Origin of the sequence: Sorangium sp. So ce1335, from assembly GCF_051521615.1 — a bacterium.
Taxonomy (GTDB): domain Bacteria; phylum Myxococcota_A; class Polyangia; order Polyangiales; family Polyangiaceae; genus Sorangium.
In genome coordinates this window covers 9,496,989-9,511,772 of record NZ_CP150363.1, presented here as the reverse complement: position 1 = coordinate 9,511,772, position 14,784 = coordinate 9,496,989, and the positions used below count along the sequence as shown (strand labels likewise).

Annotated in this window: 8 protein-coding genes; 4 read left to right on the top strand and 4 right to left on the bottom strand. The window is 73.5% G+C overall.

From position 1 onward, the window contains the following. Positions 1 to 53 precede the first annotated feature (53 nt). The gene (locus WMF24_RS35365; protein ID WP_437731858.1) at positions 54 to 1,076 is read left to right on the top strand and encodes an NADP-dependent oxidoreductase; all 1,023 of its coding nucleotides are present in this window, start codon (positions 54 to 56) and stop codon (positions 1,074 to 1,076) included. Between the two features lie 305 nt (positions 1,077 to 1,381). On the opposite strand, the gene WMF24_RS35360 is transcribed toward WMF24_RS35365, so the two are convergent. Together WMF24_RS35360 and WMF24_RS35355 are read right to left on the bottom strand one after the other, a co-directional pair. After that, positions 1,382 to 3,676, bottom strand: coding sequence for an alpha-amylase family glycosyl hydrolase (locus WMF24_RS35360; protein WP_437731857.1), 2,295 nt, complete (start codon positions 3,674 to 3,676; stop codon positions 1,382 to 1,384). A 148-nt stretch (positions 3,677 to 3,824) separates the two neighbouring features. Further along, complete coding sequence (locus WMF24_RS35355) at positions 3,825 to 4,937, bottom strand: sigma 54-interacting transcriptional regulator (RefSeq protein ID WP_437731856.1); 1,113 nt, start codon at positions 4,935 to 4,937, stop codon at positions 3,825 to 3,827. 455 nt (positions 4,938 to 5,392) lie between these two features. On the opposite strand from WMF24_RS35355, the gene WMF24_RS35350 reads away from it, so the two are divergent. Together WMF24_RS35350 and WMF24_RS35345 are read left to right on the top strand one after the other, a co-directional pair. After that, positions 5,393 to 5,749 (top strand): DUF2934 domain-containing protein, encoded by a 357-nt coding sequence (locus WMF24_RS35350; RefSeq protein WP_437731855.1) that lies wholly within the window; start codon positions 5,393 to 5,395, stop codon positions 5,747 to 5,749. Positions 5,750 to 6,012: 263 nt separating this feature from the next. After that, a complete protein-coding gene (locus WMF24_RS35345; RefSeq protein WP_437731854.1) occupies positions 6,013 to 9,891 on the top strand; it encodes a protein kinase domain-containing protein in 3,879 nt (1,292 codons plus the stop codon). 104 nt (positions 9,892 to 9,995) lie between these two features. Here WMF24_RS35345 and WMF24_RS35340 read toward each other — a convergent pair whose 3' ends face one another. Continuing rightward, positions 9,996 to 11,450 (bottom strand): sensor histidine kinase, encoded by a 1,455-nt coding sequence (locus WMF24_RS35340; RefSeq protein ID WP_437731853.1) that lies wholly within the window; start codon positions 11,448 to 11,450, stop codon positions 9,996 to 9,998. A gap of 379 nt (positions 11,451 to 11,829) precedes the next feature. Continuing rightward, entirely contained in the window at positions 11,830 to 13,239 is a 1,410-nt protein-coding gene (locus tag WMF24_RS35335; RefSeq protein WP_437731852.1) for a hypothetical protein, read from the bottom strand. Between the two features lie 202 nt (positions 13,240 to 13,441). On the opposite strand from WMF24_RS35335, the gene corA reads away from it, so the two are divergent. Continuing rightward, positions 13,442 to 14,650, top strand: coding sequence for a magnesium/cobalt transporter CorA (gene corA, locus WMF24_RS35330; protein ID WP_437731851.1), 1,209 nt, complete (start codon positions 13,442 to 13,444; stop codon positions 14,648 to 14,650). Positions 14,651 to 14,784: the final 134 nt, after the last annotated feature.

The following is a 14,784-nucleotide window of genomic DNA, read 5'->3' as shown; positions in this document are numbered from 1 at the left end:
GCGCGCCGCCATCCGCTGGAAATCTCGCCCGGGTCGGCCAGGATCGCCGGACCATGACCCCCCTGCGCAACCGCAAGATCGTCCTCGCCGCGCGGCCGGCCGGCGAGCCCAAGACGTCTGACTTCACGCTGATCGAGGAGGAGCTGTCCGACCCGGGCGAGGGGCGCGCGCTGCTGCGCACGCTGTACCTGTCGCTGGACCCCTACATGCGCGGGCGCATGAGCGCCGGCAAGTCGTACGCGCCGCCCGTCGAGATCGGCGACGTGATGGTCGGCGGCGCGGTGAGCGAGGTGCTCCGGTCGAGCGTCGTCGGGCTGTCGCCGGGCGACATCGTGGAGGGGCGGACGGGCTGGCAGGCGTACGCGATCGCGGAGGGAAGCGGGCTGCGGAAGGTGGATCCGGCGCTCGGCCCCGTCTCGACGGCGCTCGGCGTGCTGGGGATGCCGGGCATGACGGCCTACACAGGGCTGCTCAACCTCGGTCAGCCGAAGCCGGGCGAGACCGTGGTCGTCGCGGCGGCCTCGGGGGCGGTGGGCTCGGTCGTGGGGCAGATCGCGAAGATCAAGGGCTGCCGCGCGATCGGCATCGCGGGCGGGCAGCGCAAGTGCGACCACGTTGTGAACGAGCTCGGCTTCGACGCGTGCCTCGACCACCGCAGCCCCGATCTGGCCGACCGCCTGAAGGCGGCCTGTCCGGACGGGATCGACGTGTATTTCGAGAACGTCGGCGGCGCCGTGTTCGATGCGGTGCTGCCGCTCCTGAATCCGTTCGCCCGCGTGCCTGTCTGCGGCCTCATCGCCCACTACAACGACGTCGCGCCGCCCCCCGGGCCGGACCGCCTGCCTGGCCTGATGAGGCTGGTGCTCTCCAACCGCCTGATGCTGCGCGGCTTCATCGTCGGCGACTTCGCCGAGCAGCGCGGCGAGTTCCTGGAGGCGATGAGCCGCTGGATCCGCGAGGGGCGCGTCAAGTACCGCGAGGACATCGTCGAGGGGCTGGAGAAGGCGCCCGAGGCCTTCATCGGGCTGCTCAAGGGCGAGAACTTCGGCAAGCTGCTCGTGCGCGTCGCGTCCTGAGCGGTGGGCGGCAGGGGGATCCGGGAGGGGTCATGAGAAGAGATTTTTGAACCACAGAGGGCACAGAGGGCACAGAGGGGAGAGAAGAGAAAAAGAAGGGATTGTAGGTCCTCTGTCTCTGCGTCTGTGCTCTGTTCTTTCTCTCTCCCTCTGTGCCCTCTGTGCCTCTGTGGTTCAATTCTCTCTCTCCCCCTCTGTGCCCTCTGTGCCTCTGTGGTTCAATTCTCTCTCTCCCCCTCTGTGCCCTCTGTGCCTCTGTGGTTCAATTCTCTTCCTCATGACAGAGCCGCCGATGGCTCGAGGGATCACGGCGCGAAGATCACCGCGCCGCCCGGCGGGATCGTCATCGAGAGCATGCCGGCCGCGGAGACCGTCGCCGTCTGCCCGCTGAGCGCGTCGGTGAGCTCCGCGCCCGCCGGGAGGCCGAGCGCCTCTGCGACCTCGACCGAGATGGGCTGCGCCGTGCCCGCCCGCGTCAGCGCCACGACAGCGGACCTCCCCCCGGCGAGGCGGCGCCCGAAGACGAGCGTGTCCTCCGTGGCGGTCAGGTTCACGTAGGCGCCGCGGCGGAGCGCCGGGATGTCCCGGCGCGCGGCGCCGAGCTGGCGCACGAAATCGAGGGTGTCGCGCTCGGCTTCCGTGAGCTCCACCTCGGAGCGCCACAGGCTGCGGTTGTTCGGGTCGACCCCGCCCCACTCGCCGTACTCGTCGCCGTAATAGAGGAGCGGCGCCCCGGGAAGGCCGAGCAGCCACGCCATCCCGAGCCGCACCCGCCCGTAGACGTCCGAAGACGCCGGCTCCGACGCGGTGTCCGTCCACTGACGGTTCGGGACGTCCCGGTTACGCGCCCCCTGCCCGTCGCGGTAGTCCGCCAACGTCGCGAACCGGGCCGTGTCGTGGCTGCCGAGGTACGGCGTCATGATCGCGCCCTCGGGCCACCGCCGCTGGCCGTCCTCGACCCAGTAGGCGGCGTGCAGCATGCCCGTGTCGCCCCAGGCGAACGTGCGGTACGAGACGCCGTGATAGAGGACGAAATCGAACTGGCCGTCCAGCCCGTGCGGGCCGATGTACTTCGCGATCGTCCCGTAGTTCTCGTCGTTGCACGACGCGCTCTGGCCGCAGTCGCTCCAGCCCATCGCCGTCTCGCCCATCAGGAAGTAACGGGTGCCCGCCGGCTCGAACGCCGCCCGGACCTCCGCGGCGAGGTTGCGCGTCGCGATCTCCTCCACGTGCTTCACGGCGTCCACCCGGAGCCCGTCGAGATCGAACTCGTCGAGCCAGTAGATCGCGTCGTCGACGAAGGCCGCATTGGCCTCGGGCACCGTGTGGTCGACGTCGGGGAGATACCCCGCGAACATGCAGTCGAGCGCGCGCGCCGTCCAGTCGCAGCCGTCCGTGCCGCAGACACACCCCGTCCTGAACCAGTCCGGGTGCGACGCGACGTACTCGTGATCTTCGTGGACGTGGTTCACGACGAAGTCCTGGAGCACCCGGATCCCGTGGCGGTGCGCCTCGGCCACGACCGCGCGGAGCGCGTCTTCGCCGCCGAGCCGCGGATCCACCTCGCGCGCCTTGATGGGCCAGTAGCCGTGATAGCCGGTCACCTGGTGGACTCCATCGCTCGCGGGGTAGGCGCCGGCCGGGTTCTCCTGGAACGGGGTGAGCCAGATGGCCCGCACGCCCAGCGCGTCGAGCGTGCCGTCCGCGATCGCCTGCCGCAGCCCCTCGAGATCCCCGCCGAGCCAGTCGCCCCGCGGATCGGCGCCCGGCGTCGGCGGCGCGTTCAGGTCGGGATCGCCGTCGCGGTAGCGATCCGTGACGACCATGTAGATGAGCGCGTCCTCCCAGGAAAACGGCTCCTCCTCGACCCAGAAGACGAGCCGGAGCGGCTCGCCGACGCGGCCCGTCTGGGTGGCGCCGCGCACGGTCACCCGGTACTTGCCGTCGGCGAGGCCCCCGAGGTCGATCCGCACGTCGCCGCGCGCGTCGACCGAGAGCTCTTGCTCCGTGAGCGGGCGCGCCTCGCCGTCCTGATCCAGCAGCACCGCCTCGAACGCGGTCGCGTCGGGGCCCGCGGCCTCGATGCCGTCCCGGTACACGAGCCGCGCCTCGTAGACGCCCTCGCCGGCCGCAGGCCGCGTCACCTGGCTCGAGGCGACAGAGAACGCCGGAAGGCGGCAGTCAGGGACCTTGATCGCCGAGTTCTCGACGCCGCCGACGTACTTGCGGCGCCCCTCCGCAGGGTCGAACACCCACGCGACCTCGCTGCCGGACCGATAGGCGATCTTGTAGCCGTGGAGCCCCGGCGGCAGGTCGACCGTGGCCACGAGCTCGCCAGGCACGTCGCCCTCGACCATCTCCGGGGCAGCGTCGATGTCGAAGCCGTTCCACTCGCCGGGGACACGGACGTCCGTGGCCCCGGGCGGCGGGACGAACGTGAACGTCGTCGGGCAGAGCACGGCGCCCTGCCCACCACCGCCGACGCCGCCGCCGTGCGCCCCGGCGCCGCCGGTGCCCTTTCCGTGGCCGCCGTCGAGCTCGTGATCGTTTCCGCACGCGAGCGGCACCGCGAGGAGCGCGGCGATGGAGGCAGATGTCATCAAGAATGCAGATCGACGGCGCAACATGGCCTCGAGGAGTATCCGATCGCGAGAGGCCTGTCAGCGCACGCAGCGCCAAAGAAGCGCGCGCGCATCGCGGAGAACAGCGACGCTCCGCCCACGCTGTCGCGCCGCCAACACGAGCAGGTCAGTCGCTCAGCGGCTCCTTGCCGCGCGCGTCCGCGGCGAGGTACTGGCGCAGGTGCCGGCGGAGCGAGACGCGCGTGATCCCGAGCGCGCTCGCCGTGCGGGTCACGTTGCCGCCCTGGGCGGCGTAGACGGCGAGGATGTGGCGGCGCACGGCCTCGCCGAGCGACGCGCTGCCCCGCGCCGGCGGGGACGGCCGCAGCGCGCCGGGCGGGCCCGACCGCGGCGGCGCGCTCGGCGCGCTCGGTCGCACGGGCGCACCGAGCGCGCCGATCTCGGGCGGCAGGTGCTCCAGGTCGAGCGGCGCGCCGTGCGCGAGGAGGGACGCGCGCTCGACGACGCGCCGGAGCTCGCGGACGTTCCCGGGCCAGGGATACGCCTCGAGCTGCGCGAGCGCGCGCGGGGAGACGCCGCCGCCCGCGAGCCCCGCCGCGCCGCGCTGGCGCTCGAGGAAATGCTCGACGAGCCGGCGCACGTCGCCGTCGCGCTCGCGCAGCGGCGGGAGCGAGAGCCCGAGCGCGCCGACGCGCTGGTGAAGATCGGGGTGGAACGAGCGCTCGATGACGCGCGCGCGCAGATCGCGGCTCGTGGCGGCGATGACGCGCACGTCCGCGACGAGCGGCGCCTCGCCGCCGATCCGGCAGAGCGGCGCGCCGTCGAGCAAGCCGACGAGCCGCTGCTGCAGATCGAGCGGCAGCGCGCCGATCTCGTCGAGGAACAGCGTGCCCCCCTGGGCGAGCTCGAACAGCCCGGGGCGCGCCGCGGGGCGGCCGCCCGCGCACGTCTCCACGCCGAACAGCTCCTCGCCGAGGCGCTCGGCCGGGAGGCGCGCCGCGCTCACCGCCACGAAGGGGCCGCCCGCGCGAGGGCTCGCCGCGTGGAGGTGCCGCGCGCAGAGCTCCTTGCCCGTCCCGGGCTCGCCCGCGATGAGCAGCGGCGCGCGATCGTGCGCGGCGAGCCGCCCGAGCTCCTCCATCGCGCGCGCCCAGCGCTCCGAGGCGCCGACGAGGCGCACCTCGCTGTCATCCTCGACGCAGAGGACGCGCGTCATCATCCCGCCGCCGAGGGAGCGGAGGTGCTTCGTGCGCCAGGAAGGGGCTGCGCTGTCTTCCACATCGCATCTCCTCGATTCATGGGCAGACGGCGAGCGCCGAGACTGCCATTTTCATTCGTGAGCAGACGACGCGCGCGCGTCTGCCATGTTCGTTCATCGGCAGACGGCGAGCGCCGCGGCTGCCATTCCCATCCGCGAGCAGACGGCGTGCGTCGCGTCTGCCATTTTCTACATACCGTGCTGTCCCCGGCGCAGGCCGTCATCGGGGTAGACCTCGACGAGCGACGATGGCGGACGGCGCGCGACCGGCGGCGATGACCAACGAGGATGATGGCTGACAGATGCCGGGTGTTGTCCTCCGGTCAGCCACATCCACTCTACCGCGAACGGCGCTCTCGTGGAAGGGAGATCCCGACGGGAGCGGTGCGGACGGCGAGAAACTACGTGCTCAAAATTTGTGCGTGAGCGCGGACCTGGGTTAGTCGACCCGTGCACCCGAAAGGAGACACGACGAGATGAGCTCGAAGCGCAAGACCCCGGCCCGCACGAAGACCACGAAGGTCCCGAGCACGCTCGCTGCCCCGGTCGCCTCGGAGACGCCGAGCGCCGTGCAGCCGAAGGGCGCGGCCTCTGCCCCGGCCGCCGCCCTGGTGCCGTCTCGCGTCGCGGAGCCCGCGGCCGAGCGCGCGCGCGTCGAGGCGCCGAAGGTCGCGCCGCCGCCCGCGCGGCTGTCGCGCGAGGAGCGGCACCGCCTGATCGCGAAGGTGGCCTATGGTTATGCCGAGAGGGCCGGCTTCCGGAACAACCCCGTTGACGACTGGCTCAACGCCGAGCGCGAGGTCGACGCGCGGCTCGAGCGCCTCGCGAGCTGAGGCCCCGGGGCGCCGCCCGGCGCCCGGCCTCTGCCCACGACTCCCCCACGACGCGCCGCTCCCGCCCGGGGGGCTGCGGCGCCGCCCGGCCGGCGCCCTCTGCGGCCCGAGCGCCGCCCGACGTCGTCGAGGCTCGTAGCGGCGCCGCGGGATGGGTATTCTCGCGGTGGGACGCAGGCGACGAGCCCGCGGCCCGCCGTTTCCCTGCCCTGCCCGCGCCTCGGCCCCTGGCCGGCGAGGGTCCGCACCCGGAAGCTTGCGCCATGCACTCAGGTCACGTCATCGCCAACCGCTTCCTGCTGGAGCGCCTCGCGGGCTCCGGCGGGATGGGCGCGGTGTGGCGAGCGCTCGACCTGCAGGGCAGCCAGGCGGTCGCGCTCAAGGTGATCTTCAACCAGGGCCGGGAGCACGTCGTGCGCTTCCAGCGGGAGGCGCGCCTGCTCGCGGAGCTCGAGCACCCCGCGGTCGCCCGCTACATCGACCACGGCGTCACCGCCGACGGGCTCTACTACCTCGCCATGGAGTGGCTCGAGGGCGAGGACCTCGGCGCCCGGCTGTCGCGCGGCCCGCTCGGGATCGAGCACAGCCTGATGCTCGTCGGCCGCGTCGCCGAGGCGCTCGCCGCCGTCCACGCGCGCGGCATCGTCCACCGCGACCTCAAGCCGACGAACGTGTTCCTGCCGGGCGGCGACATCGGGAGCGCCAAGCTCATCGACTTCGGCATCGCGCGCCAGGCCGACGCGACGTACGAGCTCACCCTGACGGGCTCGGCCATCGGTACGCCCGCCTACATGGCGCCGGAGCGCGTCCGCGGCGACCTCGACGTCGACGCGCGCGCGGACCTCTACTCGATCGGGTGCCTGCTGTTCGAGTGCATCACCGGGCGGTCGCCGTTCGTCGCCCAGCACCCGCTGTCGGTGCTCGCCAAGGTGCTCTTCGAGGCCGCGCCGCGCCCGAGCACCTTCTGCCCGAACATCCCGCCGTCGCTCGACCTGCTCGTGACGCGGCTGCTCGCGAAGAACCCCGCGGAGCGCCCCGCGGACGCGGGCGAGATCGCCGCCGAGCTCCGCATGCTGAGCGTCGTCGAGGGCAGCATGTCGACCGGCACGGGCCTGCCGACGCCCGCGCTGACGAAGAGCGAGCGGCGGCTCGTCAGCGTGGTGCTCGCGGCCGAGATGAGCGCGGGCAAGCGCGGCCCGCCGTCGGCCCGCCCGCAGGCCATCGCGGGCCCGCCGCGCGCGAACGACACGATGCTGTCCGGCCACGATCCGACGGTCGTCTCCGGCAGCAAGGACGCGCTGCCGGCCGATCTGCTCGCGGCCGCGCCGCCGGCGCGGCCGCGGCCGGCCCCGCCGCCGACGACGCCGTTCCACGAGGTGCGGCAGGCGGCGCAGTCGCACGGCGCCGTCCTGGAGGTGCTCGCCGACGGCTCGGTCGCGGCCGTCGTCGCCGGCGCGGGCTCGCCGACCGACCTCGCCGGCAACGCCGCCCGCTGCGCCCTCTCGATCCACGCGCTCTTGCCGGGCGCGTGGGTGGCGCTGGCCACGGGCTGGGACGTCATCGCCGGGACGCAGGCGGTGGGGCAGGTCATCGACCGCGCCGGGGCGCTGCTCGACGCGCGCGTGCGCCACGCCTCGGAGGATCCGTCGTCGGGCCGGCCGGTGCTCATCGACCAGATGACGGCCGCGCTCGTCGGCGATCGGTTCGAGATCGCCGCGGGCAGCCAGGGGCCCACGCTGCTCGGCGCGCGCGAGCCGCAGGAGGGCGGGCGCAAGGTGCTCGGCAAGCCGACGACGTTCGTGGGGCGCGAGCGCGAGCTCCGGGCGCTCGAGGACCTGCTCGAGGAGTGCGCCAGCGAGGGGGTGGCGCGCGTGGTGCTCGTCACCGCGGGGGCCGGCGTCGGCAAGTCGCGCCTCGGTCACGAGCTCGTCCGGCGGATCGAGGCGCGGAGCGAGCCGGTCGAGGTGTGGCGCGCGCACGGCGATCCGATGCGCGCCGGGGCGCCGCTCGGGCTGCTCGCGCAGATCGTGCGGCGCGCGGCGGGGATCGCGGAGGACGAGCCGCTCGAGGCGCGGCAGGCGAAGCTCGCGGCGCGGGTCGCGCGGCACGTGGGCGAGGCCGCGCGGGAGCGGGTGGCGGAGCTGCTCGGCGAGGTGATCGGGGCGCCGTTCCCGGAGAGCCCGGCGCTGCGCGCGGCGCGGCAGGACCGGGCGGTGATGGACGAGCAGACGCGGCGGGCGTGGCTCGACTTCCTCCGGGCCGAGTGCGACGCGCACCCGGTGCTGATCGTGCTGGAGGACCTGCACTTCGGCGACCGGAGCACGGTGGAGTACATCGACGCGGCGCTGCGGCTCTTGCGGCAGAGGCCGCTGATGGTGCTGGCGCTCGCGCGCCCCGGGGTGCGCGAGGCGTTCCCGGACCTGTGGGAGGAGCGCGAGGCGACGGAGATGCGGCTCGGCGAGCTGTCGCGCCGCGCGTGCGAGCGGATCGCGCGCGAGGTGCTCGGCGACGCGGTGCCGGCGGACGAGCTCGCGGCCCTGGTCGACCGGTCGGCGGGCAACGCGTTCTTCCTCGAGGAGCTCGTGCGCGCGGCGGTGGAGAAGCGGCCGCGGGGGGTGCCGGAGACGGTGCTGGCGATGATGCAGTCGCGGCTCGCGGCGCTGGAGCCCGAGGCGCGGCGGGTGCTGCGCGCGGCCGCGGTGCTCGGCGAGGTGTTCTGGCGCGGGGGGGTGGAGGCGCTGCTCGGCGGGGGCGGGCAGGTGCCGCAGCTCGAGTCGTGGCTGCTCACGCTGGAGAAGCGCGAGCTCATCGTGCCGCGGCCCGAGTCGATGCTCCGCGGCGAGCCGGAGTACGCGTTCCGCCACGGGCTCGTGCGCGACGCGGCCTACGAGATGCTGACCGACGCGGATCGCGCGCTCGGGCACTGGCTCGCGGCCGAGTGGCTGGGGCGCGTGGGCGGGGACGACCCGGCGGCGCTCGCGCTCGTCGACAGGCACCTCGGCCGCGCGGCGGAGGAGGCGCTCGCGCTCGGCAACACCGACGGGGCGGCGGGGCACCTCGCGCGCGCGGCGCGGGTCCGCGTGCGGGTGGGCCGCTTCGACGAGGCGATCGCCGCGATGACGCGGGCGTTCGAGCTGGCGGACGTGTCGCGGCGCGACCCGGAGGAGCTCGGCCGGTGGGTGGAGACGCTCTCGAAGGCGGTGGGCCACGCGCGCCGCGCGCCGTCGCTGGCGGCGGCCTCGGACCGCATCCTGTCGCGCGTCGATGCGGTCTCGCCGCTCGAGCTGCGGGTGAAGTCGCGCATCGAGCTCGCCCGGGCGTTCGGCGCGACGAACCTGTTCCGGCTGTCGCACGACCTGCTCGACGGCGTCTTCGAGATGGCGCTCGGGCACCGCGAGCTGCTGCGCGAGGCGCTGATGGTGGACCTGGAGGTCGCGTGCCTCCAGGGGCAGTTCGCGCGCGCGCGGCGCGCGGCGCTGGACCTCGACGCGCTCGGGCCGATCGACGATCCGCGGGCGCTCCTGTCGGTCGCCCTGGCGCGGGCGACGTCGGGGGATCGGCCCGGCGCGATGGAGGCGCTGGCGCGCTCGGCGGCGGTGGGGGACGCGGGCGACCGGGCGGCCGAGGCGGTGCGGGCGAAGCTGCTCGTGATGATCGAGCTCTACACGGGGGATTTCCGCGCCGCGGTGCGGGCGTGCGAGCGCGCGCTCGAGCTGGATGGGGCGCTCGGGCTGCGCTTCGACGGGGTGGTGAACCTGCACAACCTCGCGTACGCGTGCGTCCGGCTCGGCGACCACGAGCGGGCGCGGGCGCTCTTCGCGGAGTCGCTGGCGCGGGCGGACGAGGCCGGGTACGAGCGGGTGGCCGCCTCGAACCGGATGTACATCGCGTACCTCGACGGCGTGCAGGGGGCGGGGGACGCGCGCGAGCGGCTGAAGGAGCTCATCGCGCGGGCGGAGGAGCAGGGTTACTGGCACGACGTGCTGCAGGGCCGCTGGGCGGCGGCGATGCTGCTGAAGAACGCGCGGAACGACGCGCTCGCGCGGCGCGAGTTCGAGGACCTGCTCGAGCTGTCGGTGCGGCTCGGGGATCCGCTGCTGGAGAAGGACGCGCGCGCGTGGCTCGAGCACGCCGAGCGGTGAGGCGGCGTCGCCCGGACGAGCGACACGACGTGTGCCCGGACGTTTCCAGGAGGGCATCCGAGAGGACACTACAGGACCAGCCGCCCTGGTCGACGCTGCGGAGGTCACGCGCCGGCGCCGGAGTCGACGTCGGACGCGTGCGCCGCGTCGGCGCTCGCCTTGGGCAGCTCGAACCAAAAGAGGCTCCCCTTGCCCACGACCGTGCGGAGCCCCACGCGGCCGTCGTGCGCCTCGGTCAGGCGTTTGACGGTCGCGAGGCCCAGCCCCAGACCCGGCACTCGAGCGCCTTGCGCTCGGATGTGAGGCTCGAATACCAGCTGCTCGACGGCTGGCGCGATGCCGGGCCCCGTGTCCTCCACCTCGATACGCACAGCGTCTCCGGCGTCGAGCACCCGGACGATGACGCGACAGTCCGCCGAGTCGCCGAGGTATTTGAGCGCGTTGCGGATCAGGTTGGCGAGGATGCTGGTCAGCACGCCGGGGCTCGCGGCCACCGCGCACGGGGCGACGGGCTCGACGCGGAGCTCCGCGCCGAGCTCCACCGCGACAGGGACGAGCTCGACCATGAGGTCGTCGATCACAGCGCGCACCTCGGCGCGCGCGCCCGGCTCCGGCCTCGCGCCCGCGCGAGCGAACTCCAGAAGCCCGTTGGTGATGCGCTTGACCCGCATGACCGCCTGCCGGCCCCGCTCGATCGACCTTCGTGCCGGCTCTCCCTCGCCGCACCGCCGCAGGGCGACGTCCAGCGCGAGCGCGACCGCGCCGAGCGGGCCGAGCACGTCGTGCGCGACCCGGCCAGCGAACTGCTCGAGCTCATCCGCTCGACGCTCCAGGAGCACGCCCTGCTGCCAGAGCAGCCTCACGTTGCGCCGGATCTGCACGGCAGCCGCCGCGCAGGCCAGCAGCGCGAACGCCACGCTCGCCGTGTGGAGCGCCAGCGCGATCCGACGCGAGCGAACGCGGTTGGCCGCGATCTCGATCGCCATGCGACGTACGTGGTGCGCGTTGAGCTCGATGCTCGCCATCACGGCCTCGCTCGTCGCGTCGAAGTCTGCTCGCAGCGCGACGTCCATGAGCTTGGTGGCCTCGTCCGGATGGCCGCTCTCCGCCAGCGCAAGCACCCGGTCGGTGTCCAGGCCGAGCTTGCCGAGCTCCTGCGCGACGGTCTGCCACTGCTTGAGCTCTCCCGGATAGACGGGCAGGACGAGGTAGGCGTCGAGGTTCCGGGATAGATTGTCGCGCGCCCGATCGAGCTCGTGGCGGTCGAGCGGCCGGCTCAGCACGGCGTTGTTGACGAGGTCGCTCAGGAGCGCCTGCGTATGCCTCAGCTCGGCGCGCGCGGCCGCCAGGTACATGACGCTCGGCGCGGCGTTCTCCGCCAAGCTCGTCGCCGCCGCGTCGATCTCGGCGGCTCGGTGCTCTGCGTAGGCGGCCGAGATCACGAAGCTCGCGATAGCCGCGAAGAACGCCGCAAACAGCGACAGCAGGATGGACGGCAGCCGCTCGATCATAAGAGAAGATTTCGGCTTCGCCGGGGCCTGCGGCCGTCGGATCTGCATGCCGGGATCCTGTTGCACCGCCTGCGCGAGCGCAACGCGGGAGGAGCGCCGGAGCCGCGGCGGAGCGCACTCGTCACATCGGCGGATGTCAGTCGGGCTCGTGTCAGGCGCTGACAGCGCGACCGGAGCTCGCTGGTGCATCCCCTCGCGCGCCATTAACCGCTCGGGGCCGAGCTCGAATCGCATCTGCGCCGGCTCAGGAAGACTCGCTTGCTTTGCGCGCCACGAGGAGGCCGGCATCGCCCGAAGCGCTCCGCCCTCGGGTGACGATCGATCGCCCGAGCGAGCGCCTGGCGCCGTGGCGGCCTCTCTCCTCGTCCGCGCGCCGCGCCCATGGATGCTTCGCGCCCTGGCCGTCGTGCGGCGTCGCGCGCGCCGGTCAGCGGGTCACGCTGGTGTCCGGTCCGGCGCCCTTCGGGGGCTCGTAGGGCTCGGGGCTCTTGCCGGCGGTCCTGAGGTTGACGAGCTTGTTGAGCAGGTCGAACCAGAAGGGCGCGCCGAGGGACGCGGCGGCCGCGGTGATGAGGATGCCGGGGCTCACGAGCCGGTCGAGCACCCCGCGGATCCACGCGACGACGCCCTGGCCGAGGATCGCCTCGAGCGCCCCCCAGAGGCGCGGGAAGCTCCTCTCCTCGGGGGGCTTCACGCCCCAGGTGATCTTGAGGTCGAGCCCGGTGAGCCGCTTGTGCGCGCCGCCGCCCTTGGCGAGCGCGGCCATGACGTCCTCGTCCTTGTCCATGCCGCCGTCGAGCGGCGCGTCGCGGGGCTGCTCCTTCGCCATCTCCTGCGCCGCGGTGATCATGGCGGCGCGCACGACGGCGTCGCGCGAGAGGGCGCCCGCGAGCTGGATGCTGTCGGCGTTGAACCCGACGCAGAGGACGAGCGCCGTCGCGCTGATGAGGAGCTGCGCGCGGCGCTTGTAGCGCCCGGCGGCCCGGTCCATCGCGTCGTTGAACCACCGCTCCAGCCGGATGTTGGCCTCGCGCATGTCCCTGACCGTCCAGTCGACGATCGTGGCGAGGGCGCGCCGGAGGTCGCTCTCCCCGGGCATGCGCGCGATGGTGCGCCTCAGCTCGCCGAGCGCCTCGTCGTCGCAGCCCGGCGGCGCGGCCGCGCCGGCCGGCGAGGGCGACGGAGCGGCGGCGCCGGCCGGCGGAGGCGAGGGGGCAGCGGCGCCGGCGGGCGGGGGGGCGGCGGCGCCGGCCTGCGGGGGCGAGGGCTCCGCGGCGCTCGCGGGCGCCTCGGGGGCGGCGCTCGCCGGCGGCGCCGCGGACGCGGCGGCGGTCGCGGACGCCGCGGCGACGGCGGTGCCGGCCTGCGGGAGCGGCGGCGCGGCGCTCCCGGACCAGTCGATGTGCCGCAGGGTGTCCATGAGCGCGGCCACGAACGCGTGCGACGGGATGTAGGACGGCCCCACCCAGCCGTACTTGAGGTCCTTGATCAGCGGGTGCTGCCGGAACGCCGCCGCGAGCGGGCTCGCGGGCGGCCCCGGCATCAGCCGGTCGCGCACGACGTCGGCGGCGCGGCGGACGAGGCGCGTCGTGAGCGGCTCGCGCGGGGCGGCCCCGCGGGCGGCGGCCTCGCGGGCGGCGGCCTCGCGGGCGGCGAGGGACCGGAGGACGTGCGGGTCGAGCGCGCGGTCGGCCAGCATGATCTCGATGCTCTGCGCCAGGTTCAGCGCGCGCAGCCGGAAGACGCCCGCGAGCGCCTCGTAGATGGCCGAGCAGAGGACGCTGAGCAGGAAGAAGACGCTGACGAGGCCGATCGCGATGTCGAGGGTCGTTCCCATGGGCAGCCTGCAGGGCAGGGCGCGCGTCGGCGCGCGGCGCAGGCCGGCGCGCCTCGCGGCGCTCCCCCGGCCAGCGGGACAGGGAGGAAGACGTGGCCTTGCGAGCGCCCGCCCCCCTCCGCGGCAGATCAGCATACGCCACGGCGCGTTCCGGAGCGAGCCGGCTCGATACGCCGGGATCTTGGTCTACCATCCCGCCCCCGTGACGAGCACCACGCCACCCCCCGAGTCGCAGCGCACCACCGAGCCGCCGCTCCGCACCTCCTGGGCCCAGGAGAGGGCCGAGCTCGACCGGGCGCAGCGACCCCGGCGCGACCGGCTCATGCACGAGCCGCCCCCGGCGTCGCCGCCCGGAACGCTCGTCATCGAGGACACGCGGCGGCCGAAGATCGTCGTCATCGATTACGACGCCGACGTCGTGTCCGAGAAGGAGGTCCAGTCGGTGGACGAGTGCATCCCGTACCTCACGGACGACCGGCCCTCCATCACGTGGGTCGATGTCCGAGGGCTCGGACACAAGGCGACCTTCGAGCGGCTTGGCGAGATCTTCCGGGTCCACCCGCTCGCGCTGGAGGACATGGTCAACGTGCCCCAGCGGCCGAAGGCGGACGTCTACGGCGGCGAGCACGTCCTCATCATCTCGCGGATGGCGCAGGTCAACGAGCGCTGCGAGCTGCGCACGGAGCAGCTCGCGATCCTCGTCGGCAAGAGCTTCGTCCTGACGATCCAGGAAGAGGCCGACTGGGACGTGATGGAGGCCGTGCGGGAGCGCCTCCGCGTCGGCCGGAGCGCGGTGCGGCAGCGGGGCGCCGACTACCTGGCCTACGCGTTGCTCGACGCGGTGGTCGACGGCTTCTTTCCGGTGCTCGAGCGGCTCGGCGAGCGCATCGAGGACCTGGAGATCGAGGTCCTGGACGCGAAGCGCTCGATGTCGAAGCCGATCCACGACCTGAAGCGGGACCTGCTCACGCTGCGGCGCGCCATCTGGCCGCAGCGCGACCTTGTCAACGCGCTGCTCCGCGAGGACAACCCGATGATCTCGAAGGAGACGCGGATCTACCTGCGCGACACGTACGATCACTCGGTGCAGCTCATGGACATGGTCGAGACCTACCGCGAGCTGAGCTCGGGCCTCATGGATCTCCACCTCTCCGGGATGTCGAACCGGATGAACGAGATCATGAAGGTGCTCACGATCATCTCGACGATCTTCCTCCCGGTCACCGCGATCGCGGGCATCTACGGGATGAACTTCCACCACGAGAGCTCGCCGTACAATATGCCGGAGCTCGACTGGTATTACGGCTATCCGCTCGTCTGGGGCCTGATGCTGGCGAGCGTCATCGGCCTGCTCACGTACTACCGCCGCAAGGGCTGGCTCGGGAACGGGAAGGACGACGACGGCCGCTGACCGGCGGCAGCGGCGAGGGGAGCGCGTCAGCCTGGCGCCGCGGGCGTGGGGGGGACCGCGCCGCGCCCGCGAGAATGCGCTGCATTGAATTGGTCGAGCCCGCTGGCGGCTGTATACTCTCCCGGTTATCGAGA

Excerpts from the sequence above, each read along its gene's own strand:
- WMF24_RS35365 (WP_437731858.1), top strand. The coding sequence starts at position 54 with ATGACCCCCCTGCGCAACCGCAAGATCGTCCTCGCCGCGCGGCCGGCC.
- WMF24_RS35360 (WP_437731857.1), bottom strand. The coding sequence starts at position 3,676 with ATGACATCTGCCTCCATCGCCGCGCTCCTCGCGGTGCCGCTCGCGTGC.
- WMF24_RS35350 (WP_437731855.1), top strand. The coding sequence starts at position 5,393 with ATGAGCTCGAAGCGCAAGACCCCGGCCCGCACGAAGACCACGAAGGTC.
- WMF24_RS35345 (WP_437731854.1), top strand. The coding sequence starts at position 6,013 with ATGCACTCAGGTCACGTCATCGCCAACCGCTTCCTGCTGGAGCGCCTC.
- WMF24_RS35340 (WP_437731853.1), bottom strand. The coding sequence starts at position 11,450 with ATGCAGATCCGACGGCCGCAGGCCCCGGCGAAGCCGAAATCTTCTCTT.
- WMF24_RS35335 (WP_437731852.1), bottom strand. The coding sequence starts at position 13,239 with ATGGGAACGACCCTCGACATCGCGATCGGCCTCGTCAGCGTCTTCTTC.